Raw genomic sequence first — 22,489 nt, forward strand, 5'->3', positions numbered from 1 at the left:
TTGCCAGTGTTATTCTGATTTTGTAACGCCATTAGCAACTCAAATTGCTCCCGCTCAGACGGAGGTTCACATTTTTTATGCAGAAAAATGGGGAAGAAATACTTGAAATGTTATCAAAAACATTTTAAAAATCCAATCATTCACCTGAAGGTTGAAAATAATCTGAAAATTTACTTTTGAATTTTTGTGGATTTTCAAAAAACGCGGCTAAAACAGCGTATAGCGCTTACAATTTTAAATCAGAATGATTTTTGATTCAAAATCCAAAATCTGTAAACTAGCGGAGCTAAAAACTAGCAAATAAAGCTAGTTTTTCCCTTGATATACCTAGAATTCTCACTTTTGGTGTGATAAAATGGTAATGTGAGTTCTCGTAAGCGTCTGAGAACAAATAAAAGTAGGAGGAAAAGATGGACGCTTTTAAGTATATTAAGCCAAAACTGTTCAGTACTCTTAAAAATTATTCGGGTGCGCAGTTTGCAAAAGACCTTGTTGCAGGGATTATTGTGGCAATCATTGCCCTACCATTGTCAATTGCCTTAGCGATTGCATCAGGTGTTAATCCAGAACAAGGTCTTTATACTGCAGTTGTGGCAGGTTTTTTTATTTCATTTTTAGGTGGTAGTCGTGTTCAAATCGGTGGACCGACTGCAGCATTCGTAGTCATCATCTACGGTATTATTGCACAATATGGTATGGCTGGTCTTACCATTGCAACATTCTTAGCTGGTATTATGATGATTGTGATGGGACTTCTTCGCTTTGGAGATTTGATTAAATTCATTCCTAAAACAATCACAGTTGGGTTCACATTAGGTATTGCTGTCGGAATCTTTGTTGGACAAATCAAAGATTTCTTAGGACTTGATATGGGTGCCGTTCCAGCTGAATTCGTTGAAAAAATGGTAGCCTATGCTCAACATTTAAATACAATTAACTGGCCAACACTATTGATTGGTATGATTGCTTTGTTAATCCAAATCTTCTGGCCACGTGTTTCTCAAAAAATCCCTGGTTCTCTCGTTGCTATTATTGTGACAACAGCACTTGTTGGATTTGGTCACATGTCTGTTAAAACAATTGGTGACTTGTACACAATCAAAGCTGGTTTACCTTCATTCACAATGCCAAGCCTTTCGTTTGCTTTAGTTCGTCAAATGATTTCACCAGCCTTCACCATTGCTATCCTTGCCTCGATTGAATCACTTCTTTCATGTGTGGTTTCTGATGGTATGATTGGTAGCCACCATCGTTCAAATGCTGAATTGGTCGGACAAGGTGTTGGTAATATGATGTCTGCCTTATTTGGTGGCATTCCTGCAACTGGAGCTATTGCTCGTACAGCAGCCAATGTTAAAAATGGTGGACGTACACCGATTGCTGGTATGACACACGCAGTAACTCTTCTTTTAATCCTATTGTTCTTGATGCCATATGCTTCACTTATTCCAATGAGCTGTTTAGCATCAATCTTGATTATGGTTGCATACAATATGAGTGGATGGCGTACATTTGTACACATGCTTAAAAAAGCACCTAAGAGTGATATTGCTGTTTTGGTTATTACACTTGTATTGACAGTCTTCTTTGACCTTGTAGTAGCTATTGAATTCGGTATGGTTTTGGCTGCCTTCTTATTCCTTAAACGCATGTCAGACGTTGCAGCAGTTCGTCAATGGGTTGATAAAGATAGTCTTGATGATGCTGAACTTTCTGAGAATACTGATTTGAAACATGTTCCAAATAACACAGTTGTTTACGAAATCTTTGGATCATTATTCTTTGGTGCAGCTAATGATTTCCTTAACTTTACCCACGAAGAAGGAAAAAATGTCTTGATTCTTCGTATGCGTAATGTTCCTGCAATGGATATTTCAGGACTTGAAGCACTTGAAGAAACACTTGAAATCTGCCAAAAACGTGGTATGACATTGATTCTTTCTCATGTTAATAAACAACCATATCGTGTGATGGAAAAAGCTGGCTTTATCGAAAAAGTTGGTCAAGAAAATCTTTGTGAAAATATTGATGCCTCACTTAAACGTGCAGCAAGTCTTGCATAATAGTGGTTATAGATAAATAAATCCTGCAGAAAAATCTGTGGGATTTTTTGTTATTATGTTAGTTTTCCTAACTGATTTTTGGCTAAAAAGTGACAAGTAGCGGTAGCAATATTTTTTAATTTTCCACAAAAATGAAAAAGTAAGCAAGGCAGGAGAATAAATAGTTGCCATAAAAGTAGCTAAAAGTCACAAATTTTCAAGCAATTTCCCCATTTTTCAGCCATAAACAACACTTTATTATCATAATTCAGTTTTTTTAAAATTGTATTAATTTTGAAATTTTCTGTATTTTTAGAAAATAGTGTGTTATAATACCAGACATACCGAAAGAAAGTTTATGGTAGGAGGAATTTTTTATGGAAAACAAATCAACTTGGAAACGTGTTGGTCTGGGAGCGGTTAGTTTGGCTTCTGTCGCTCTACTAGCAGCATGTGGTGGCGGTAGCAAATCAGCTACTAATAAAGATGAAATCAATTGGTACACACCGACTGAAATCTTGTCACTTGATATTTCAAAAAATACTGACCAATATTCAGCACTAGCTATTGGGAACTCATCAAGTAACCTTCTGCGTGTTGATAAAAATGGTAATCCAAAACCAGACTTGGCTAAAAGTGTTGAAGTGTCTGAGGATGGTTTGACTTACACAGCAACTTTGCGTGATGGACTTAAATGGTCAGATGGAAGTGCTTTGACTGCAGATGATTTTGTTTATACTTGGCAACGAATGGTTGATCCAGAAACAGCATCAGAATATTCTTATCTAGCTGTTGAATCTCATTTGGAAAATGCGGATAAAATTAATTCTGGTGAAATCACTGACCTTAACCAACTTGGTGTAAAAGCTGATGGTAATAAAGTGACTTTCACATTGACAAGTCCATGTCCTCAATTCAAATATTACCTTGCTTTTTCTAACTTCATGCCACAGAAAAAAGCATTTGTTGAAAAAGAAGGCGATAAATACGCAACAACTTCAAAAAATCAACTATACTCAGGCCCATATACAATTAAAGGTTGGAACGGTAGCGATGGTAGCTTCACTTTAGTTAAAAATAAATACTATTGGGATGCTAAACACGTTAAGACTAAAAAAGTTAACCTTCAAGCTATCAAAAAAGCTGATACAGCCGTTCAAATGTACAAAAATGGTGAGCTAGATACAGCTAATATTTCTGCAACCTCATCTATCTACAAAGCGAATAAAGCTAATAAAGATGCAGTAGCAGTATCAGAAGCTCGTATGTCTTATATTGTTTACAATGAAACTGGTTCAGTAGCTCCTCTTGCCAATGAAAAAATCCGTCAAGCTCTTAACTTAGCTACAGACCGTAAAGGTATTGTCGAAGCAGCAATTGATACAGGTTCAAAACCTGCCACAGCTCTTGTTACACCAGGTCTTGCAAAATTGACTGACGGAACTGATCTTTCAAAATATGTTGAACCAGGTTACAAGTATGATGAAAAAGAAGCAGCTAAATTATTCAAAGAAGGGTTGTCAGAACTTGGAACAAACTCAGTTAAATTGACTGTTACCGCTGACTCTGATGATGCTGTAACTAAAGCAGCAGTCGACTACATCAAACAAAGTTGGGAAGAAGCTCTTCCAGGATTGAAGATTGAAGAAAAATTTGTTACCTTTAAACAACGTCTTGAAGATACTAAGAACCAAAACTTTGAAGTTGCTCTTGTAGCATGGGGTGGTGACTATCCAGAAGGTTCAACATTCTATGGTTTGTTCTCATCTAATTCAGCATACAACTATGGTAAAGTGTCAAGCCCTGAGTTTGACGCAGCCTATAACAAAGCTTTAACAACTGATGCTTTGGATACTGATGCGGCTGCTGAAGATTATAAAGCAGCTGAAAAAGCTCTTTATGATGGAGCACACTATAACCCAATCTACTTCCGTAGTACTAAATGGCTTCAAAATCCAGACATTAAAGGACTTGTTCGAAATTCAACAGGTTTAACTGTCGATTTCACTTATGCTCACAAATAATTAATAACCTCTCTAAAAAAAACAAAACAAGGTTGATCTTAGTTGGCCTTGTTTTTGTATAATTATTTTTAAATATCACATAAAAGGTTGTTTTTAGTTATGATTTATACAAAAAAAGATAAAATATTCATTTTTGATGTTAGCTTTTATAGACATTGATTGTTGGGAAAAAGGGGGATAGTTGGAAATATGAAACCTTTAATGTTTTATAAAAATGAAAAGCTTTCAATACAAAAAAATGTCTATATTAGTTTATTTTATGCGTTTTTTCGATATAATTTGTTGTTTTTATCATGAAATGATTGAAAAATAAGTGAAAAATGAGCGTAAGCAATCTTTTTGAAATTTTAATTAATTTTCAAATTTTCTGTATTTTTAGAAAATATTGTGTTATAATACTTAACATACCGAAAGAAAGTTATATGGTAGGAGGATCCATTATGGAGATTAAAACTTTAAAACGTGTCAGTCTTGGAGCTGTCGCATTGTTGTCTGTTGCTACACTAGCAGCATGTGGTGGAAATAAATCAACATCAAAATCTGCTAGCAAAGATATCAATTGGTTCGTACCAACTGAAATCAGCACGCTTGATATTTCAAAAGTAACTGATACTTACTCATCAATTGCTATTGGTAACTCAGGAAGTAACCTTCTTCGAGTTGATAAAAATGGTAAATTGCAACCAGATTTGGCTAAAAGTGTTGAAGTATCAGAAGATGGTTTAACTTATACAGCTACTCTTCGTGATAACCTTAAATGGTCAGACGGAAGCAAATTGACTGCTGAAGACTTTGTTTATACTTGGCAACGACTTGTTGATCCAAAAACTGCATCAGAATATTCATACCTTGCATCAGATGCTCATGTTTTGAATGCTGAAGATATTATCGCAGGTAAAAAATCTGTTGAAGAACTTGGTGTAAAAGCTGATGGAAACAAAGTTATCTTTACTTTGTCAAACCCTTCTCCACAATTTGAGAGCCTTCTATCATTTGCAAACTTCATGCCTCAAAGTAAAGCATTTGTTGAAAAAGCAGGCGACCAATATGGTACAACTTCAGATAAAGCATTGTATTCTGGACCATACACTGTTAAAAAATGGAACGGTACAAATGGTAACTTCACACTTGTGAAAAACAAATACTATTGGGATGCAAAAGACGTTAAAACTAAGAAAGTAAACGTTCAAACAATCAAGAAACCTGATACAGCTGTTCAAATGTACAAAGACGGTGACCTTGATACAGCAAACATCTCAAATACAGAAGCTACATTTAAAGCTAATAAAAACCGTGAAGATGTTGTTCCAGTTCCAGAAGCAACGACAGCTTACATGGTTTACAACCAAACTGGTACAGTGACTGCTTTGAACAACACTAAAATCCGTCAAGCCCTTAATTTGGCAACAGACCGTGAAGGAATTGTAAAAGCTGCTATCGATACTGGTTCAAAAGCTGCTACAGCTCTAGCACCAACAGGTCTTGAAAAACTTCCTGATGGAACTGACTTAGCTAAATACGTATCACCAGGTTACAGCTACAATAAGAAAGAAGCTACAAAACTCTTCAAAGAAGGTCTTGCAGAACTTGGTACTGATTCAGTTAAATTAACTATCACAGCTGACTCAGACGCACCAGTTGCTAAAGCATCAGTTGACTATATCAAACAAACTTGGGAAGAAGCTCTTCCAGGATTGAAAGTTGAAGAAAAATTTGTTACTTTCAAACAACGTCTTGAAGATACTAAGAACCAAAACTTTGATGTTGCCCTTGTTCTTTGGGGTGGTGACTATCCAGAAGGTTCAACATTCTACGGACTCTTCACTACTGGTTCATCATATAACTATGGTAAATTCTCAAATGCAGATTACGATGCTGCCTACCAAAAAGCTATTACTACAGATGCTCTAGATCCTAAAGCTGCTGCTGATGATTATAAAGCTGCTGAAAAAGCACTTTATGACAACGCACTTTACAACCCAATCTACTTCCGTAGTACAAAATCACTTCAAAATCCAGACCTTAAAGGTCTCGTCCGTAACTCAACAGGTTTGTCTGTAGACTTCACATACGCATACAAAAAATAAATCTTGAAGTGATGATTAAACAAGGTTCGAGCTTGCTCGACCTTGTTTTTTTATGCTCTGAAAAATGGTACAATGAGTGTATCATATTCAGATAAAGGAATACTATGCGTTTAGATAAATTTTTAGTAGAAGCCGGAATCGGTTCGCGAACTGAGGTCAAACAATTACTTAAGAAAAAACAAGTAACTGTTAATGGTGAAATTAAAACCTCTCCAAAGACTCAAATTGATGAAAAGGCTGATCAAATTGTCTGTCAGGGAGAAAATCTTTCCTATGAAAAATATGTCTATTACCTGCTAAATAAACCAAAAGGTGTAATTTCAGCAACAGAAGATAATCACCACAAAACGGTTTTAGATTTGTTGGATAAAACAGCTTGGGATAAAGAAGTCTTTCCTGTTGGGCGTTTAGACATAGACACTCATGGACTGTTATTGTTGACTAATAATGGTAAATTGGCGCATGCCATGCTATCACCTAAAAAGCACGTTGATAAACGTTATCGTGCTAGAGTTTCAGGCATTATGACAGCAGAAGATGTTGAGCGTTTTGCCAAAGGAATTGAGCTGAAAGATTTTACTTGCCAACCAGCGCAGCTAGAGATTTTAGAAGTTGATAAGGAAAATGAAACAAGTCTTGTCGAAATCACAATCAAAGAAGGAAAATTCCACCAAGTCAAACGCATGGTTTTAGCTTGTGGCAAGGAAGTCACAGAGTTAGAACGTTTGAGTATGGGGCCTTTGCAGTTGGATGAATCGTTGACACTTGGACAATGGCGTCGATTGACGGCAGAAGAGCTAGCAAAACTAGAAGTATTTGACGTTGAACTGTAAATTTCTTGCAGTAGTTATTTGATTATTTAGGCTAATCATGTTAAGATAATAGTAATAAAATCAATTGAGCGAGGTGTATTAAGGTGGCATTTGGTGAAAACGGACCACGTAAAAAAACAGCGTTTGAAAAACTGACTTTAGTAGTTGTTATCTTAATGGTTCTAGTAACTGTAGGTGGTCTTATTGCGACTGCTATTGGTTCAATTATTTAAAGAACGCTGATGAGGCGTTTTTTTATGCTTTTTCAAATCAATTTTTAGTGTAAAAGTTACTATAATGAAAGAATAGGAATTAATAATGAGTATGTTTTTAGATACTGCCAAAATTAGCGTTAAAGCTGGTCGTGGTGGTGATGGCATGGTTGCCTTCCGTCGTGAAAAATACGTCCCTAATGGCGGACCTTGGGGAGGTGACGGTGGTAAAGGTGGTTCAGTCATCTTTAAAGTTGACGAAGGACTTCGTACTTTGATGGACTTCCGTTACAACCGTATTTTTAAAGCAAAATCTGGTGAAAAAGGGATGACAAAAGGAATGCATGGACGTGGTGCAGAAGACCTTATTGTACGTGTCCCTCAAGGAACAACTGTTCGTGATGCTGAGACAAATAAAGTTATCACTGACCTTGTTGAAAATGGTCAAGAGTTTGTTGTAGCTCACGGTGGACGTGGTGGACGTGGTAATATCCGCTTTGCGACACCACGTAACCCAGCACCTGAAATTGCAGAAAATGGTGAACCAGGTGAAGAACGTGAACTTCAGTTAGAATTGAAAATCTTGGCAGATGTTGGTTTGGTTGGGTTCCCATCAGTTGGTAAATCTACATTACTAAGTGTTGTAACAGCTGCTAAACCCAAAATTGGTGCTTATCACTTTACAACTATCGTCCCTAACCTAGGTATGGTTCGTACAAAATCTGGCGATAGCTTTGCCATGGCTGATCTTCCAGGGTTGATTGAAGGTGCTTCACAAGGTGTTGGTCTTGGTACACAATTCCTTCGTCATATCGAACGTACACGTGTTATTCTTCACGTGATTGACATGTCAGCAAGTGAAGGACGCGATCCATATGAAGATTACGTTTCAATTAATAATGAACTTGAAACTTATAACCTTCGTTTGATGGAACGTCCACAAATCATTGTTGCAAATAAGATGGATATGCCAGAGGCAGAAGAAAACTTGAAAGTCTTTAAAGAAAAATTGGCTGCTAACTATGATGATTTTGAAGAAATGCCAATGATTTTCCCAATTTCAAGTTTGGCACATCAAGGATTGGAAAATCTTATGGAAGCAACAGCAGAATTGCTTGATAAGACCGATGAATTCTTGCTTTACAGCGATGATGATATGATTGATGAAGAGGTTTATTATGGATTTGATCCAGATGAACGTCCATTTGAAATTTCACGTGATGATGATGCTGCATGGGTATTGTCAGGTGAAAAGCTTGAAAAACTCTTTGTCATGACAAATATGGAACGTGATGAATCTGTTATGAAATTTGCACGTCAATTGCGTGGTATGGGAGTTGATGAAGCTCTTCGTGAACGCGGTGCTAAAGACGGGGATATCGTTCGTATCGGTAAATTTGAATTTGAATTCGTGGATTAACCTACTATTTGTCGTTGGTATCTTAGCTGTTTAACGACAAAGCAGCAAGCTCTATATGGGAGCTAGTAACTTATATTCTAATGAAGCAGAGCAAAAATAGGAATTTTGACGGAGAGCCATGAGCTCTAGATAGCAATTATCTTCTTTGCAGAACTTGTAGAATGTATTTTGAATGACAATTCAAAGTTTTTAATTCACAAATAAGTTTTATATATTTAACTGGAGGTTCTTATGGGAGAAAAACCGATATCTTTTAGAGATAAAGATGGTAATTTTGTATCAGCAGCCGATGTCTGGAATGCTGAAAAGCTAGAAGAACTTTTCAATACACTTAATCCAAATCGACGTTTTCGCTTAGAACGTGAAAAATTGGCAAAAGAAAAAGCAGGAGAAGCAGAAGCCGATGAGTCTTAATGCACTATCCTGCTTGAGCTCAGCATATGCTGAGCTTTTTTAATGCTTTTGTAAAGTGTCGCTAGTTAATTGATAATGTGTTCTTACAACATTATTGATATAATTTTGGTCGTGAGAAACGCTAATAATACAGCCAGGATAATCACGTAATAATTGACGAACAACAGATTGACTAGTAGGCGAAAAATGTCGAGTTACTTCATCTAGGATAATAATATGATTTTTAGCAAGAACCATACGTGCTAAAAAGATCTTGGCTTTTTGCCCGCCAGATAATTCAATAATGCTATGCTCCATTTCATTTTTTGTAAATTGTAGACTAGCTAAAATAGTTCTAGCCGTTTTATCGGTTGTTACTTCACTTAAAAATGAGACAGCAGAAATGTCACCTTTTAGTATATTGTCATAATCTTGAGGCATGTAGCCGATAGACAATTGTTTATTTCTGCTGAGCTCTCGGTAAATTTGCTTGAGAAGTCGCGTTTTTCCAATGCCATTTTTCCCAGTAATAACAATTTTATCCTGTCCTAAAATATCCAAATCAATAGTTTGACCAGTCGACAACACTTGATTATGCCATGATAAGAGTCGTTTTTTCTTGTCAATCGGGGAAATACCGTGGAAAAAGAGCTTTATGCTATCCATGTTTTCGGGGAATTCTGTAAGATTTTTGTCTTCTTTTTCATATCTTTTTTCAAGTGATAGGACATTTTTCATCTTTTTAGCAGCTAGTCTTCCCAGGGTACTATCATGAGTATGTCGAACATTGTATTGGGCAGCTTGGTGCAATCTCCTAATCTTTTCATCTCGTTTTTTCTTCAGACGTTGAGCGTTTTTTGCTTCTTTATATTGCTTTATAAAATTTTTTTTCCGCTGTTTAAGGTAGTCATTATAATTTCCTTGAAAATAGCTAGCGTGAGGTATTTGTCGTTTTCTGATTAGCTCTAAGTGTAGAATAGCAGTTGCAGTGTCTTCAAGTATCGCTTCATCGTGAGAAATAAAAATCACAGTTTTATCAGTGTTCTGAATAAAATCTTTAAGGAGATTTTGGCCTTCAATATCAAGGTCGCTAGATGGTTCATCCAGCAAGAACAAATCGGGTTCTTGACCAGTTAATTTAGTTAGTTGAAGTTTTATCCTCTCACCACCTGATAAATTAGCTAATGATTGATTATTATTCTCTAGTGTAGAAAGGTCTAGATGCAGGAGCGCAGCCATTTGATAAAATGCATTGTAATTGAAAAAAGAATCTATATCTTTGTAAAGAAAATCAGAAATAGTTTGACTTCTTTCTTCTTTAGCTAGCGACTGTGGGAGATAACCCACTTTTTTAAAATTATTTTGAATTTGCCCTTCAAGATTTGCATAGCTAGCAATCATTTGTGAATTGGCAATAGCTTGAAGCAAAGTGGACTTTCCAGTTCCTTCTTCGCCGATAATCGCTAATTTTTCACCTGAGTTTACTATGAGGTTTAAATCAGCAATCATTTGTTTAGAATCCTTGAGGTTAGTAATTGATAGTTGGTTTATGTTTAGCATACGAGACTTCCTTTCAAAAAAACACACTCTACCATATCAGGTAGAGTGTGAATCTCATTATGGTCAACGCTAAAAATACCCAACACGTATGATGGATAAGTAAGAGAATGAAAGACTGCACTAAAAACAAAACCTGATATGGCATATCAATACATTTTGTTCTTAGTTGTTCATCGTTCAAAATCCTCCTACTTGATTCGCCTTCATTTTAGCAAAAGACTAAGGTTATTGTCAAAGGATATGGTAAACCTCCCAGTAAAAATTAGCTGGGAGGTGATTTTATTAATAGTTTTCAGCACGAACTTCGAAATAAGATTGAGCGTGAGCACATACCGGACAAACTTTTGGTGCTTTTGTTCCAACAATAATATGACCGCAGTTACGACATTCCCAAATCTTAACTTCACTCTTTTCAAAAACTTTAGCAGTTTCGATATTTTTTAATAAAGCACGATAGCGTTCTTCGTGATGTTTTTCGATTTCAGCGACCATAAGGAATTTCTTAGCAAGTTGAGGGAATCCTTCTTTTTCAGCTGTTTTGGCAAATTCAACGTACATATCAGTCCATTCGTAGTTTTCACCGTCAGCAGCAGTTTCCAAGTTTTCTGAAGTGTCACCAATACCGTAAAGTTCTTTGCACCACATCTTGGCATGTTCTTTTTCATTATCGGCGGTTTTTAAGAAAAGTTCTGCGATTTGTTCAAATCCATCTTTTTTAGCTCTTGAAGCAAAGAAAGTGTACTTGTTGCGAGCTTGAGATTCACCAGCAAATGCAGCTTGTAAGTTTTTTTCGGTTTGAGTACCTGCATACTTAGACATATCAAAAATCCTCCTTATATTAAACAGTAGATAACTACTGAATATCACATACGAAAGTTATTTGGATTTGCTACGAATGGTCATATTATCTCGCTTATGACAAACTTAGGAGTACTTTAAATATAAGTGAGGTAATGTGCAAGTGTGTATCTTTTGTAGTTTGTCTAAACAACTTAACTTAAGTCTAACAAATCCAAAAATGAAAGTCAAAATTCTGACATACATAGCCAAAATTTACTGCAATAAAAAAGCTAGTTTGTTACAACTAGCTTTTAATTTATTATACGTTCAATACTTTGTTCAAGAAGTCTTTTAGACGCGGGTGTTGTGGGTTATCAAAGATTTGTTCTGGTGTACCATCTTCAATAAACTGTCCGCCGTCTGTGAAGATAACACGGTTGGCAACTTTACGAGCAAATCCCATTTCGTGGGTAACGATTAACATAGTCATGCCTTGCTCTGCCAAGTCTTTCATAACACCAAGAACGTCACCAACCATCTCAGGGTCAAGTGCAGAAGTTGGTTCGTCAAAGAGCATGATATCAGGATTCATTGCCAAACTACGTGCGATAGCGACACGTTGTTTTTGACCACCAGATAGGCTATCTGGTTTGGCATCGCGTTTATCAGCAAGACCAACTTTTGCAAGAAGTTCCATAGCGTGTTTTTCAGCATCTTCTTTACTTTCTTTTCCAAGTTCGATTGGTGCGAAAGTGATGTTTTCGAGAACAGTCATATGTGGGAAAAGATTGAAGTGTTGAAATACCATACCGATATTTTCACGAACTTTATCGACGTCAGTATTTGGGTCAGATAGTTCAAAACCATCAACAACAACTTTACCACTTGTGATTGTTTCAAGAAGGTTAAGAGTACGAAGGAAAGTTGATTTTCCTGAACCTGAAGGGCCGATGATACATACAACATCACCTTCGTGGAATTGGGTTGTGATTCCTTTTAAGACTTCATTATCTCCATAAGATTTATGCAAATCTTGAACATCAATTTTTAATTCTGCCATTATTTAAGCCTCTTTTCTAGACGTTTTGCTAAACGAGTCAAAAGGGTGATCATTACAAGGTAGATGATTGCTAAGATAGCGTACATACGGAATGATTGGTAGTTACGAGCGATAATGATTTTACCTGTTTGGAAGAGTTCAACAAGACCAATTGCTGATACGATAGTTGTATCTTTCAATGAAATAACGAATTGGTTGATGAAGTTTGGCAACATCACGCGAACGGCTTGTGGTAAGATGACTTTTTTCATTGTCTTACCGTATGAGATGCCCAAGCTTCGGCTAGCTTCCATTTGTCCTTTAGGAACAGCTTCAATACCACCACGAACGATTTCAGCGATATAAGCACCAGCATTCAATGAAAGGGCGATTGTTGCAGCTAGGAAATCATTGATTGGGCTTTGTTTACCAGTTAGTGATTCAAAGAGGTTTGGAATTCCCCAGAAGATGAAGGCTGCCACAATCATCAATGGAATACCACGAACAACGTCAATAAAGATTGCTGAGATTGTACGAAGAACCTTATTTGGTGCAACTGCCATCATACCAAAGATGATACCAATAACCATTGCAATTGCAAATGAGATCAATGTCAAGCTAAGAGTTGTTCCAAGACCTGAAAGCAATTGTGAGTAGTTGTTTTTGATAAGTCCCCAAATAGTTGTTTCATCAACACTTGATGAAGTTGATTTCTTCTCGTCTGATGAGCCAAGGTATTTGCTTACGATTTTATCGTATTCACCTGATTTGACAAGTGCTGCAAGACCATTGTTGAACATTTCAAGTAGTTCAGGGTTAGTACCTTTGTTAACAGCAAATCCGTATTCACCAGATTTTTCGCCATCAACTGGTGTTTCAAAGTTACGACCTTGTTTGATAGCGTAACGAAGTACGGCTTCATCATCCATAAGAGCGTCAATTGAACCTGAGTTCAAACTATCATACATAGTTGATGCTTCGTCGAAAGCACGAAGTGTGTAGCCGTATTGAGCAGCGTGTTCAGACAACCATGTGTATGATGATGTACCATTTTTAGCTCCAACAGTTTTGCCGTTTAAATCTTCATATGATTTAACAAAGCTTCCTTTTTTAACAGCAAGCAAGATGTTTGAAGTATAATATGGATCTGAGAAATCGAAGATTTCTTTACGAGCATCAGTGATTGACATACCTGCCATAACACCGTCAGCTTGACCAGCTTGAACAGCGTTAAGTGCAGCGTCAAAACCAGGATTTGATATTTCGATGTTGAAACCTTGTTGTTCTGCGATAGCTTTAATTAAGTCAACGTCGATTCCTTCGTATTTGCCTGAGTCATTTTGGTATTCAAATGGGGCAAATGAAGAATCCATGACGATTTTGTAAGTTGATTTAACAGGTGTTGCTTTTGCAGAAGCGTCTCCAGTTAATTTTAGGCTGCTTGATGTAACAACACTTGATTTGTCATCAGATTTTTCAGAATCACCAAGCCATTTTGCCATGATAGCATCGTAAGTACCGTCTTTTTTCATTTCGGCAAATGCGTGGTTAAATTCATCAATAAGGTATTCGTATTTGCTTCCTTTTTTAACAGCAAATGCGAAGCTTCCGACTTTTTCTCCATCGATATTGATAGCATAGTTTTTACCTTGACTGATTGCGTATTGGACAACAGGTTGGTCATCCATAGCAGCGTAAACTGAACCAGCATCTAGACTATTGTTCATCAAGTCACTAGTATCAAATGTTTTGATTTTATAACCGTATTTCTTTTGGTTTTCCTTTAGGAATGCTTGAGCAGCAGTACCGTTTTTAACACCAACAGTTTTACCTGAAAGTTGTTTATAGTTAGACACTTTAGCATCGCTACGAGTGTAGACAACAACAGCGGTATCGTAATAAGTATCTGAGAATGTGAAGACTTTTTTACGAGCCTCTGTAACTGTTGTACCAGCCATAAGAGCATCGGCTTGACCAGCTTGAACAGCATTAACAGCAGCATCGAAACCAGGGAATGTCATATCGATATCCCAACCCTCTCGATTTGCGACTTCATTAATAATGTCAACGTCAATACCTTTATAAGTTTGATCTGAATCTTTAAATTCGAATGGTGCGTATGCTGTGTCAGATACGATACTAATTGTATCTGCTTTAGCATCTACACCAAACACAAAGATTGCAGAAACCATTGCTAGCATAATAGCTTTCAATTTGTGCTTCATGTAAGTCTCCTTTTGAATAGATTGCATTAATTATATCAAAATTCAGACAGTTAAGCAACTTTAGATTTCAACTCATGTTAGAAAACCTAACATGAAGAGTGAGGAGGTTGATTTCTCAATATCTAAAGAGAGTATTTTACCCTTATTTATGATAAAATGAAGGTATTAAATGACATTTTGAGGAATATTATGATTGATAGAATAGAAGATAATCAGTTTAAACTAGTCTCTAAATACGAACCTTCTGGTGATCAACCACAAGCGATTGAGACATTAGTTGATAATATTGAAGGAGGAGAAAAGTCTCAAATTCTCCTTGGTGCCACTGGTACCGGTAAGACCTATACGATGAGTCAGGTTATTGCAAGAGTTAATAAACCAACGCTTGTTATCGCCCATAATAAAACGCTGGCAGGTCAGTTGTACGGGGAGTTTAAAGAATTTTTCCCAGATAACGCTGTTGAATATTTTGTTTCATATTATGATTACTACCAACCGGAAGCCTATGTGCCATCAAGTGACACCTATATTGAAAAAGATAGCTCAGTCAATGATGAAATTGATAAGCTACGCCACTCAGCAACATCAGCTTTGTTAGAGCGTAATGACGTTATTGTTGTAGCTTCTGTGTCATGTATTTATGGTTTGGGTTCACCAAAAGAGTATGCTGATAGCGTTGTGAGTCTTCGTCCAGGTCAGGAAATCTCACGTGACCAATTATTAAATGACCTTGTTGATATTCAATTTGAACGAAATGATATTGATTTTCAACGTGGTCGTTTTCGTGTGCGCGGTGATGTCGTGGAAATCTTCCCAGCGAGCCGTGATGAACATGCCTTTCGAGTAGAATTTTTCGGTGATGAAATTGATCGTATCCGAGAAATTGAAAGTTTGACAGGTAAAGTTCTTGGCGAAGTCGAACATTTGGCCATTTTCCCTGCCACTCACTTTATGACAAATGAAGAACATTTGGAACATGCTATTAAAAACATTTTGGAAGAAATGGAAGAACAAGTTAAGCAGTTCGAGGCTGAAGGTAAGCTCATTGAAGCGCAGCGAATTCGTCAAAGAACTGAGTATGATGTTGAAATGCTCCGTGAAATGGGGTACACAAACGGTGTCGAAAATTACTCACGTCACATGGATGGACGTTCAGAAGGTGAACCGCCATTCACACTTCTTGATTTCTTCCCAGAAGATTTTCTTATTATGGTTGATGAAAGTCACATGACGATGGGGCAAATTAAGGGAATGTATAACGGAGACCGCTCTCGTAAGGAAATGTTGGTTAACTATGGTTTCCGTCTTCCAAGTGCTCTTGATAACCGTCCACTTCGTCGTGAGGAGTTTGAAAGCCATGTTCATCAGATTGTCTACGTATCAGCGACACCAGGTGATTATGAACTTGAGCAAACAGACACAATCGTCGAACAAATCATTCGTCCGACAGGCCTTCTTGATCCGGAAGTTGAAGTCCGTCCAACCATGGGACAAATGGATGATTTGCTTGGTGAAATCAATGCTCGTGTCGAAAAAGGTGAACGTACCTTTATTACAACGCTTACCAAGAAGATGGCAGAAGACTTGACCGATTACCTCAAAGAAATGGGTGTCAAAGTTAAGTACATGCACTCAGATATTAAAACTTTAGAGCGTACGGAAATTATTCGCGATTTGCGTCTGGGTGTTTTCGATGTTCTGATTGGGATTAATTTGCTGCGTGAAGGGATTGACGTACCAGAAGTTAGTTTAGTTGCTATTCTTGATGCGGATAAAGAAGGTTTCCTTCGTAATGAACGAGGTTTGATTCAAACGATTGGACGTGCAGCTCGAAACAGCGAAGGTCATGTTATTATGTACGCTGATAAGATTACCGAATCTATGCAAAAAGCCATGGATGAAACCGCTCGTCGTCGTGAGATTCAAATGCGCTATAACGAAGAACATGGTATTGTCCCACAAACTATTAAGAAAGATATTCGAGATTTGATTGCTATCTCTAAAGCAACAGATACTGATGTAGCTGAAGATACACTAGACTACAGCAGTATGAACAAAACTGAGCGTAAAGAAGCAATCAAGAAGCTTGAAAAACAAATGCATGAAGCTGCTGAAATGCTTGATTTCGAACTTGCTGCTCAATTGCGTGATATGGTACTAGAGTTAAAAGCGATGGATTAGGAGAGGAGAAAGATAAATCATGTCTCGTGCACAACGTGTGATTTTAACTAATATGTGCTTGATTGAAGATGGTCAAGGAAATGTCGTTATGCAAATTCGTGACCCAAAACGTTATTCATGGTCAGGATATGCTCTTCCAGGAGGGCATATTGAAGCTCATGAAGGGCTAGTTGAGTCGGTTATCCGTGAAGTTAAAGAAGAAACTGGCTTAGTCATTAAGAACCCTCAGTTAGTCGGTATGAAACATTGGTATACAAAAGAAGATGAACGCTATCTTGTTTTCTTGTACCGAACGTCTGAGTTTGAAGGTGACATTCATTCTACTAATGAGGGAGAGATTAAGTGGGTGCCACGTAAGGATTTACCTAACTTGGATTTGGCTTATGATATGTTAAATTTACTTCGAGTTTTTGAGGAAGAAAATCTTAATGAACTTTTTTATCGTGAACGTTTGAAAGACGATTTCTTACGTGAATTCTGGTAAAAATAAAAACTTTTCTTCCTATTATATAGTCGGTATTCATGTACTTAAAAAGCTTGGAACAAATGTTCCAAGCTTTTTTTGATAATTAATAATAGAAGGGGAGAAGTGATTGAACTTCTTCTTATTTAACTGAACCACCAGTAATGCCTTCGACGTAGTATTTTTGCATAAACATGAAGAGCAATGTGATTGGAACAGCGATAAGAACTGAACCAGCAGTGAATGACATGAACCAGTCATTAATAGTATCTTGTTGCAACATTGAGAAGAGTCCAATGGCAACAGTGTACTTGTTGGTTGCATCACCAAGGATAACTTTGGCAAAGATGAAATCAATCCAAGGACCGATGAAAGCCATAAGCGCTGTGTAGACAATGATTGGTTTTGATAGAGGGAGAGTGATTTTAAAGAAAATATCAGCGCGAGTTGCTCCATCAATCATGGCAGATTCATCAAGTGAGTAAGGAATCGTATCAAAGAATCCTTTAGCAATGTAGAAGCCAAGGGCCGCACCAGCTGAGTAAACTAAGATAAGAGCTAATAATGTTTGGTCAAGGTTGAAAGCTTTGAGGATGTAGTATACAGCAATCATACTCATAAAACCAGGGAACATGTTAAGCACAAGAGCTAGTTTCAAGAAACCATTACGGTGTTTGAATTTGATACGGCTGAGTGAGTAAGCCATGGCAACAGTAATAAATGTTGAAATGACACATGTTGCAGAAGCAACAAATAAAGTATTCAAGAACCATTGCCCAAATGGGAAGGCATCTGAAGTAAACAGTTTAATATAATTATCTAGCGTCCAAGTTTTTGGAATGAAGTAGTTAACGTATGCTGTTCCTTCGCCACGGAAGCTAGTAAGAACAACCCAAACAATTGGAAAGAGCCAGATGATTGATAAAACAATCAATAGAATATAGACAAATGTCAGTGTTAAACGTTTTTTGTTTTTCATTATTTAGCAACCCCTTCCTTGTAAGAACTTGTTCTTGTGTAAGCCAAGAGACTAAATACAGCAGAAAGAACAAAGATAAGAATACCGATAACAGAAGCAAGGTTGTAGTCAGCTGCAGTAACTGTTAAGTTGTAGAGCCAAGTAACAAGCAAGTCTGTGCTACCAGCTTGGTAGAAGTTAGAGTTAGTAGGACCACCACCAGTAAGAAGGTAGATAACGTTGAAGTTGTTGATGTTACCGATAAATTGTTGAATCAAGTTTGGCATCATCACAAGTAAGATTTGAGGGAATGTGATTGATTTAAAGATTTGGAATTTATTGGCACCATCGATTTCAGCGGCTTCAATTTGTTCTTGTGGTAGGTTCATGATAATACCTGAAGCAACAAGCATTGTGACAGGAATACCTACCCACATGTTAACGATAATGATTGAGAATTTAGCCCAAAGTGGATCAGAAAGGAATGGCAATGGGTTTGCTGCTGAGATAAGTCCAATTTTTTCAAGGAATGCATTAACTGGACCAGCATCACTAAGCAAGTTTCTCATGATAAGAAGTGAAATGAATTGTGGCACAGCAATTGTGATAACGAAGATAGTACGCCACATTTTTTTCAATTTCAATCCTTTAGTATTAATGATTAATGCAAGAACAATACCAAAGAAGAAGTTAGTAACAGTGGCAAAGACTGCCCAAATTAATGTCCAAGACAAGACTGGGAAGAATGTTCCTGCCATACGACCATTAAAGATGTTACCGAAGTTAGCAAAACCAACCCAGTCAAACAAACTTTTCGGTGGTAAATGATTATGGTCATAACTTGTGAAGGCCAAACAAATCATATAAATTAATGGCAAGATAGTGAAGAGAAGAACCCCAATCATTGGGACTGCCATCAAAGTCATGTGGAAACGACCGTTTGCCAATGTTTCAAAGTCTTCTTTAAAGGTAGGAACTTTCAAACCTTCTTTATCGATGACGTAAAGATTTCTAGCGCTCTTAAGGTTACACCAATAAATGTAAGCAAAAACAAGGCAGAAGATAAGAGAAGCAAGACCGAAGATAAGCATTAACATTGAGTTATCGCCATCAACAGCAACTTTCATCTTAATCCCGTTGACGGTTTGTTCAACAAGACCTTGTTGGTGTGTTCCCAGAGTGATTAATCCTTGTAAGTTTGGAATAATCTGAGAGAAGAAAGTGATTAAGAAAAGAATCTCTGATAGTAAAAACAAGCAACCTTTAATAATCTGTTTATGGTAAAAATTTGAGAATCCCATAATCAGAAATGATAGTTTGGTATCAAATTTTCCTTTTTTAAAAGCCTCAGTAACTGATACACTGTCAAAATAGTGTGAATTAGTCATACAAAACTCCTTTTATTAATCTTGTTGGAAGTCACTGCTAAAAATTTAATCTTAAAGTTCTTAGCAATAACTCCGACAAGAGTTTCCCTAAAAATAAAGTGGGGATGTAACTCCCCACTTCAGAACATCTTACTTAGCATTAGCTAAATCTTTGTCAAATTGTTGCAATTTAGCGAGGTAGTCACCACTTTGAATTTTACCATTGTAGACATCGCTGAGAAGTGCAGCGCTTTCAGTCCAGAATGTAGTCATTTGACTAAGTTTAGGTGTTACAACTGTGTAGTCTGATGATGAAGCCATCTTGATAACTGCTTGAGCCAATTCATCTGATTGAACTTTATCTGATGATTGAACTTCTTTGTTAGCAGGAATAATGTTACGACCTTCGTAAGTGAATTGGTTTTCTTGGCTTTCTGCGCTAGTAAGCATAGAAGCAAGTTTGTATGAAGCAGCGATACGTTTTGTATCTGAACCTGCAGGAGCTTGGTTAACAGCAAAGAGTTTCACACCAAGGAAAGCTTTTTGTTGAACCTCGTTACCACCAATTGAGATTTTTGGATAAACAGCAATACCAAGATTATCTTTACCAACAGCGTCTTGTGCAGCTTTAAGATCCCAAGGGCCTGATTCAAGTGAAGCAACGCTTCCGTCACCGAATTTAGACATTGCATTTTCAGCAGTCAAGTTAACGAAACCTTTGTTTGATTTTTGATCAGCAATCCATTGAAGAACTGATACACCAGCATCGTTACTCCAGTTAGTACCGTCAACTGTTTCACCATTTTCACCAAATAGTGTGTCACCAACTGACATGAAGAGTGGAGCAGTTGCATAAGCATTCATAGCTTTAAATGTTGCACCAAATGAAGCTTTGCTTGTGATTGTTTCGTAGCTAGCAACATCGTCACTTGAAAGTTTTGATTTGTTATAGAAGAGAACTTGTGATTCGATACCAAATGGGAAAGCATAAGTTTTACCATTGTATTTTGCACCAGCAACTGCTTGATCAGTATCGTTAGCAGCAATTTCTTTTGCATAATCTTCAGGAACTTCTTGAATAACACCTGATTCAACTAATTGACCAAGTTGGTCATGTGGAAGTGAGAAGACATCAGCAGCTTTTTGCGGATCTTTCTTAACGTTTTCTTGTGCTTTTGAATCGTTAGATTCTACCATTTTTACAGAGTAGCCAGATTCTTTTTCGAATTTCTTAACAACGTCTGTATAAGATTTTTTAGCACCTGTTGGTACCCAAAGTTTGATTGTCTTGCTGTCAGAAGCAGAAGATGATTTTGTTGATGAGTTATTCGAACAAGCAACTAAAACGCTTCCAGCAAGTGTTAAACCTGCACCAGCAAGGACCATTTTTTTCCATGTGTTCTTCTTCATGAGTTTCCCCTCCTAGAGAAAGATTAGTAATATTATTTACACTTATATTATGCAACCGTTTGCAGTTATTGTCAAGAGTTTTTAGTAAAAAAATTAAAAAAACTTGAACTCTTAAATAAATAGACTAATAAAAAGAGCATCAATCTAGTATAAGTTGGTCAGTTTTTACTATAAAATAAGCCAAAAAGAGAGTATGTCTCTAAAAAATTGACAAAATAAAGCAAACAATTGCGGAAAATTCTTATTTATGTATAATAGGGGATAAAAATAAGAGTTTTTACCTCTAAAACCTTGTCAGTGCAGTAAATCTATTATAAAATGTTAGTTGCAAAGGAGACTTAGATGGTTACAATTAAAGATGTAGCGGCTAAAGCTGGTGTTAATCCTTCGACGGTCAGCCGTGTTTTGAAGGATAATAAATCCATTTCTCAGAAAACAAAAGATAAAGTTCGGAAAGCGATGGCAGAGTTAGGATATGTTCCTAATGTTGCTGCCCAAATGTTAGCCAGTGGGCTAACATATAATGTTGGTTTGATTTTTCCACCTTTAATCACACCAGATCGTTTAAACGAACCATTCTTTATGCAAATTCTTTCTACTATAACTAGCGAAGCGAAATTAAATGATTTTACAGTTTCTATTGCAACCGGTATGACAGTTGATGAATTAGAAGAACAAGTAAAATTAATGTATCGTCAGAAACGTGTAGATGGATTTATTATCTTATACTCTGATCCAGAAGATCCTGTCCGTAAATATTTGATGGACAATAATGTACCATTTGTGATTGTCGGCGCTCCCGAAGGTTTCGAAAATGATATTACTTATATAGATAATGATAACCAACTAATGGGTAAAAAAGCGGTAGAATACCTTTATCAAAAAGGTCACCGTGAGATTTTATTCATTACTGATGATTTAAAATCTGAAGTATCATCAGAACGCTATTTTGGTTTCCTTCGTGGTATGGAGAAACTCGGACTCACAAGTGAAAAAGCTCTTCTGTTTGATCGAAGAGATCCAATGATATTGGAAGAACTAATTGAGAAAATTGAGTCAAGTAAAGCAACTGCCCTGATTGTCATTGCTGATACGATTTCAGTTCGCTTGGCACAATTCTTATCATATTATCAGTTGAAGGTGCCAGATGATATTTCTATTATCACCTTCAATAACTCTGCTTACTCAACATTGATTCACCCATATATGACAACTTTTGATATTAATGTTGCTAATCTGGGCCGAACAAGTTTCAGAAGATTAGTCGAATTGATTAAATCACCTGAAACAGCTATTACTGAAAAAGTCATTGTTCCATTTACATTGAGAGAACGTGAAAGTGTTCGTCAATTACATGTTGAAGACGAATAAATCACTTCACTAGTGGAGCTTTTATCAAAGAAAAGACGCCTTAATTGCTATTAGTTTTAGCGGTTAGGGTGTTTTTTTATATTTTTTACAAAAAATGATTGACTTACGCAAACGCTTGCGTTATAATTTGCAATGTAAAGATCGT

Annotated in this window: 17 protein-coding genes; 10 read left to right on the top strand and 7 right to left on the bottom strand. The window is 36.8% G+C overall.

What is annotated here, in order from left to right; genetic code table 11:
* Positions 1-410 precede the first annotated feature (410 nt).
* The 7 genes from B4D49_RS03770 to B4D49_RS03800 all read left to right on the top strand — a co-directional run bounded on the left by B4D49_RS03770 (position 411) and on the right by B4D49_RS03800 (position 9,011).
* A complete protein-coding gene (locus B4D49_RS03770; protein WP_132869961.1) occupies positions 411-2,063 on the top strand; it encodes a SulP family inorganic anion transporter in 1,653 nt (550 codons plus the stop codon).
* A 356-nt stretch (positions 2,064-2,419) separates the two neighbouring features.
* Positions 2,420-4,066, top strand: a complete 1,647-nt coding sequence (locus tag B4D49_RS03775; RefSeq protein ID WP_286783209.1) for a peptide ABC transporter substrate-binding protein — start codon at positions 2,420-2,422, stop codon at positions 4,064-4,066.
* Positions 4,067-4,506: 440 nt separating this feature from the next.
* Positions 4,507-6,153 (top strand): peptide ABC transporter substrate-binding protein, encoded by a 1,647-nt coding sequence (locus B4D49_RS03780; RefSeq protein ID WP_132869596.1) that lies wholly within the window; start codon positions 4,507-4,509, stop codon positions 6,151-6,153.
* A 104-nt stretch (positions 6,154-6,257) separates the two neighbouring features.
* On the top strand, positions 6,258-6,986 hold the full coding sequence (locus tag B4D49_RS03785) for a pseudouridine synthase (RefSeq protein ID WP_132869595.1): 729 nt from the start codon (positions 6,258-6,260) through the stop codon (positions 6,984-6,986).
* An 83-nt stretch (positions 6,987-7,069) separates the two neighbouring features.
* Positions 7,070-7,198 (top strand): DUF4044 domain-containing protein, encoded by a 129-nt coding sequence (locus B4D49_RS03790; protein ID WP_003065505.1) that lies wholly within the window; start codon positions 7,070-7,072, stop codon positions 7,196-7,198.
* A gap of 85 nt (positions 7,199-7,283) precedes the next feature.
* A complete protein-coding gene (obgE, locus tag B4D49_RS03795) occupies positions 7,284-8,597 on the top strand; it encodes a GTPase ObgE (protein WP_074481558.1) in 1,314 nt (437 codons plus the stop codon).
* A gap of 231 nt (positions 8,598-8,828) precedes the next feature.
* Entirely contained in the window at positions 8,829-9,011 is a 183-nt protein-coding gene (locus tag B4D49_RS03800) for a hypothetical protein (protein ID WP_132869594.1), read from the top strand.
* A 39-nt stretch (positions 9,012-9,050) separates the two neighbouring features.
* On the opposite strand, the gene B4D49_RS03805 is transcribed toward B4D49_RS03800, so the two are convergent.
* The 4 genes from B4D49_RS03805 to B4D49_RS03820 all read right to left on the bottom strand — a co-directional run bounded on the left by B4D49_RS03805 (position 9,051) and on the right by B4D49_RS03820 (position 14,594).
* Positions 9,051-10,550, bottom strand: coding sequence for an ATP-binding cassette domain-containing protein (locus tag B4D49_RS03805; protein WP_286783355.1), 1,500 nt, complete (start codon positions 10,548-10,550; stop codon positions 9,051-9,053).
* Positions 10,551-10,832: 282 nt separating this feature from the next.
* Positions 10,833-11,369, bottom strand: a complete 537-nt coding sequence (gene rbr, locus B4D49_RS03810) for a rubrerythrin (RefSeq protein WP_286783210.1) — start codon at positions 11,367-11,369, stop codon at positions 10,833-10,835.
* 280 nt (positions 11,370-11,649) lie between these two features.
* Positions 11,650-12,390, bottom strand: a complete 741-nt coding sequence (locus tag B4D49_RS03815) for an amino acid ABC transporter ATP-binding protein (RefSeq protein WP_039696658.1) — start codon at positions 12,388-12,390, stop codon at positions 11,650-11,652.
* Positions 12,390-14,594 (bottom strand): ABC transporter substrate-binding protein/permease, encoded by a 2,205-nt coding sequence (locus tag B4D49_RS03820; protein WP_286783211.1) that lies wholly within the window; start codon positions 14,592-14,594, stop codon positions 12,390-12,392. The genes B4D49_RS03815 and B4D49_RS03820 overlap by 1 nt, the downstream gene beginning before the upstream one ends.
* Positions 14,595-14,783: 189 nt before the next feature.
* Here B4D49_RS03820 and uvrB point away from each other — a divergent pair, with 189 nt between their 5' ends.
* A complete protein-coding gene (gene uvrB, locus B4D49_RS03825; RefSeq protein WP_199542397.1) occupies positions 14,784-16,775 on the top strand; it encodes an excinuclease ABC subunit UvrB in 1,992 nt (663 codons plus the stop codon).
* 19 nt (positions 16,776-16,794) lie between these two features.
* A complete protein-coding gene (locus B4D49_RS03830; protein ID WP_132869274.1) occupies positions 16,795-17,259 on the top strand; it encodes an 8-oxo-dGTP diphosphatase in 465 nt (154 codons plus the stop codon).
* 121 nt (positions 17,260-17,380) lie between these two features.
* Here the strand turns inward: B4D49_RS03830 and B4D49_RS03835 are convergent, their stop codons facing one another.
* From B4D49_RS03835 to B4D49_RS03845, 3 genes are all read right to left on the bottom strand, one after another.
* On the bottom strand, positions 17,381-18,217 hold the full coding sequence (locus tag B4D49_RS03835) for a sugar ABC transporter permease (RefSeq protein WP_132869275.1): 837 nt from the start codon (positions 18,215-18,217) through the stop codon (positions 17,381-17,383).
* The gene (locus B4D49_RS03840) at positions 18,217-19,584 is read right to left on the bottom strand and encodes a carbohydrate ABC transporter permease (RefSeq protein ID WP_157629157.1); all 1,368 of its coding nucleotides are present in this window, start codon (positions 19,582-19,584) and stop codon (positions 18,217-18,219) included. The genes B4D49_RS03835 and B4D49_RS03840 overlap by 1 nt, the downstream gene beginning before the upstream one ends.
* Before the next feature lie 129 nt (positions 19,585-19,713).
* Entirely contained in the window at positions 19,714-20,973 is a 1,260-nt protein-coding gene (locus B4D49_RS03845) for an extracellular solute-binding protein (protein WP_286783212.1), read from the bottom strand.
* A gap of 342 nt (positions 20,974-21,315) precedes the next feature.
* Here B4D49_RS03845 and B4D49_RS03850 point away from each other — a divergent pair, with 342 nt between their 5' ends.
* Positions 21,316-22,344 (top strand): LacI family DNA-binding transcriptional regulator, encoded by a 1,029-nt coding sequence (locus tag B4D49_RS03850; protein ID WP_286783213.1) that lies wholly within the window; start codon positions 21,316-21,318, stop codon positions 22,342-22,344.
* The last annotated feature ends 145 nt before the right edge of the window (positions 22,345-22,489 follow it).

This window comes from Streptococcus sp. UBA4344 (assembly GCF_002393675.1).
Classification (GTDB): Bacteria; Bacillota; Bacilli; order Lactobacillales; family Streptococcaceae; genus Streptococcus; species Streptococcus vicugnae.

What these genes read in the sequence shown, in the direction of transcription:
- B4D49_RS03770 (WP_132869961.1), top strand. Translation starts at nt 411, where the DNA reads ATGGACGCTTTTAAGTATATTAAGCCAAAACTGTTCAGTACTCTTAAA.
- B4D49_RS03775 (WP_286783209.1), top strand. Translation starts at nt 2,420, where the DNA reads ATGGAAAACAAATCAACTTGGAAACGTGTTGGTCTGGGAGCGGTTAGT.
- B4D49_RS03780 (WP_132869596.1), top strand. Translation starts at nt 4,507, where the DNA reads ATGGAGATTAAAACTTTAAAACGTGTCAGTCTTGGAGCTGTCGCATTG.
- B4D49_RS03785 (WP_132869595.1), top strand. Translation starts at nt 6,258, where the DNA reads ATGCGTTTAGATAAATTTTTAGTAGAAGCCGGAATCGGTTCGCGAACT.
- obgE (WP_074481558.1), top strand. Translation starts at nt 7,284, where the DNA reads ATGAGTATGTTTTTAGATACTGCCAAAATTAGCGTTAAAGCTGGTCGT.
- B4D49_RS03800 (WP_132869594.1), top strand. Translation starts at nt 8,829, where the DNA reads ATGGGAGAAAAACCGATATCTTTTAGAGATAAAGATGGTAATTTTGTA.
- B4D49_RS03805 (WP_286783355.1), bottom strand. Translation starts at nt 10,550, where the DNA reads ATGCTAAACATAAACCAACTATCAATTACTAACCTCAAGGATTCTAAA.
- rbr (WP_286783210.1), bottom strand. Translation starts at nt 11,369, where the DNA reads ATGTCTAAGTATGCAGGTACTCAAACCGAAAAAAACTTACAAGCTGCA.
- B4D49_RS03815 (WP_039696658.1), bottom strand. Translation starts at nt 12,390, where the DNA reads ATGGCAGAATTAAAAATTGATGTTCAAGATTTGCATAAATCTTATGGA.
- B4D49_RS03820 (WP_286783211.1), bottom strand. Translation starts at nt 14,594, where the DNA reads ATGAAGCACAAATTGAAAGCTATTATGCTAGCAATGGTTTCTGCAATC.
- uvrB (WP_199542397.1), top strand. Translation starts at nt 14,784, where the DNA reads ATGATTGATAGAATAGAAGATAATCAGTTTAAACTAGTCTCTAAATAC.
- B4D49_RS03830 (WP_132869274.1), top strand. Translation starts at nt 16,795, where the DNA reads ATGTCTCGTGCACAACGTGTGATTTTAACTAATATGTGCTTGATTGAA.
- B4D49_RS03835 (WP_132869275.1), bottom strand. Translation starts at nt 18,217, where the DNA reads ATGAAAAACAAAAAACGTTTAACACTGACATTTGTCTATATTCTATTG.
- B4D49_RS03840 (WP_157629157.1), bottom strand. Translation starts at nt 19,584, where the DNA reads ATGACTAATTCACACTATTTTGACAGTGTATCAGTTACTGAGGCTTTT.
- B4D49_RS03845 (WP_286783212.1), bottom strand. Translation starts at nt 20,973, where the DNA reads ATGAAGAAGAACACATGGAAAAAAATGGTCCTTGCTGGTGCAGGTTTA.
- B4D49_RS03850 (WP_286783213.1), top strand. Translation starts at nt 21,316, where the DNA reads ATGGTTACAATTAAAGATGTAGCGGCTAAAGCTGGTGTTAATCCTTCG.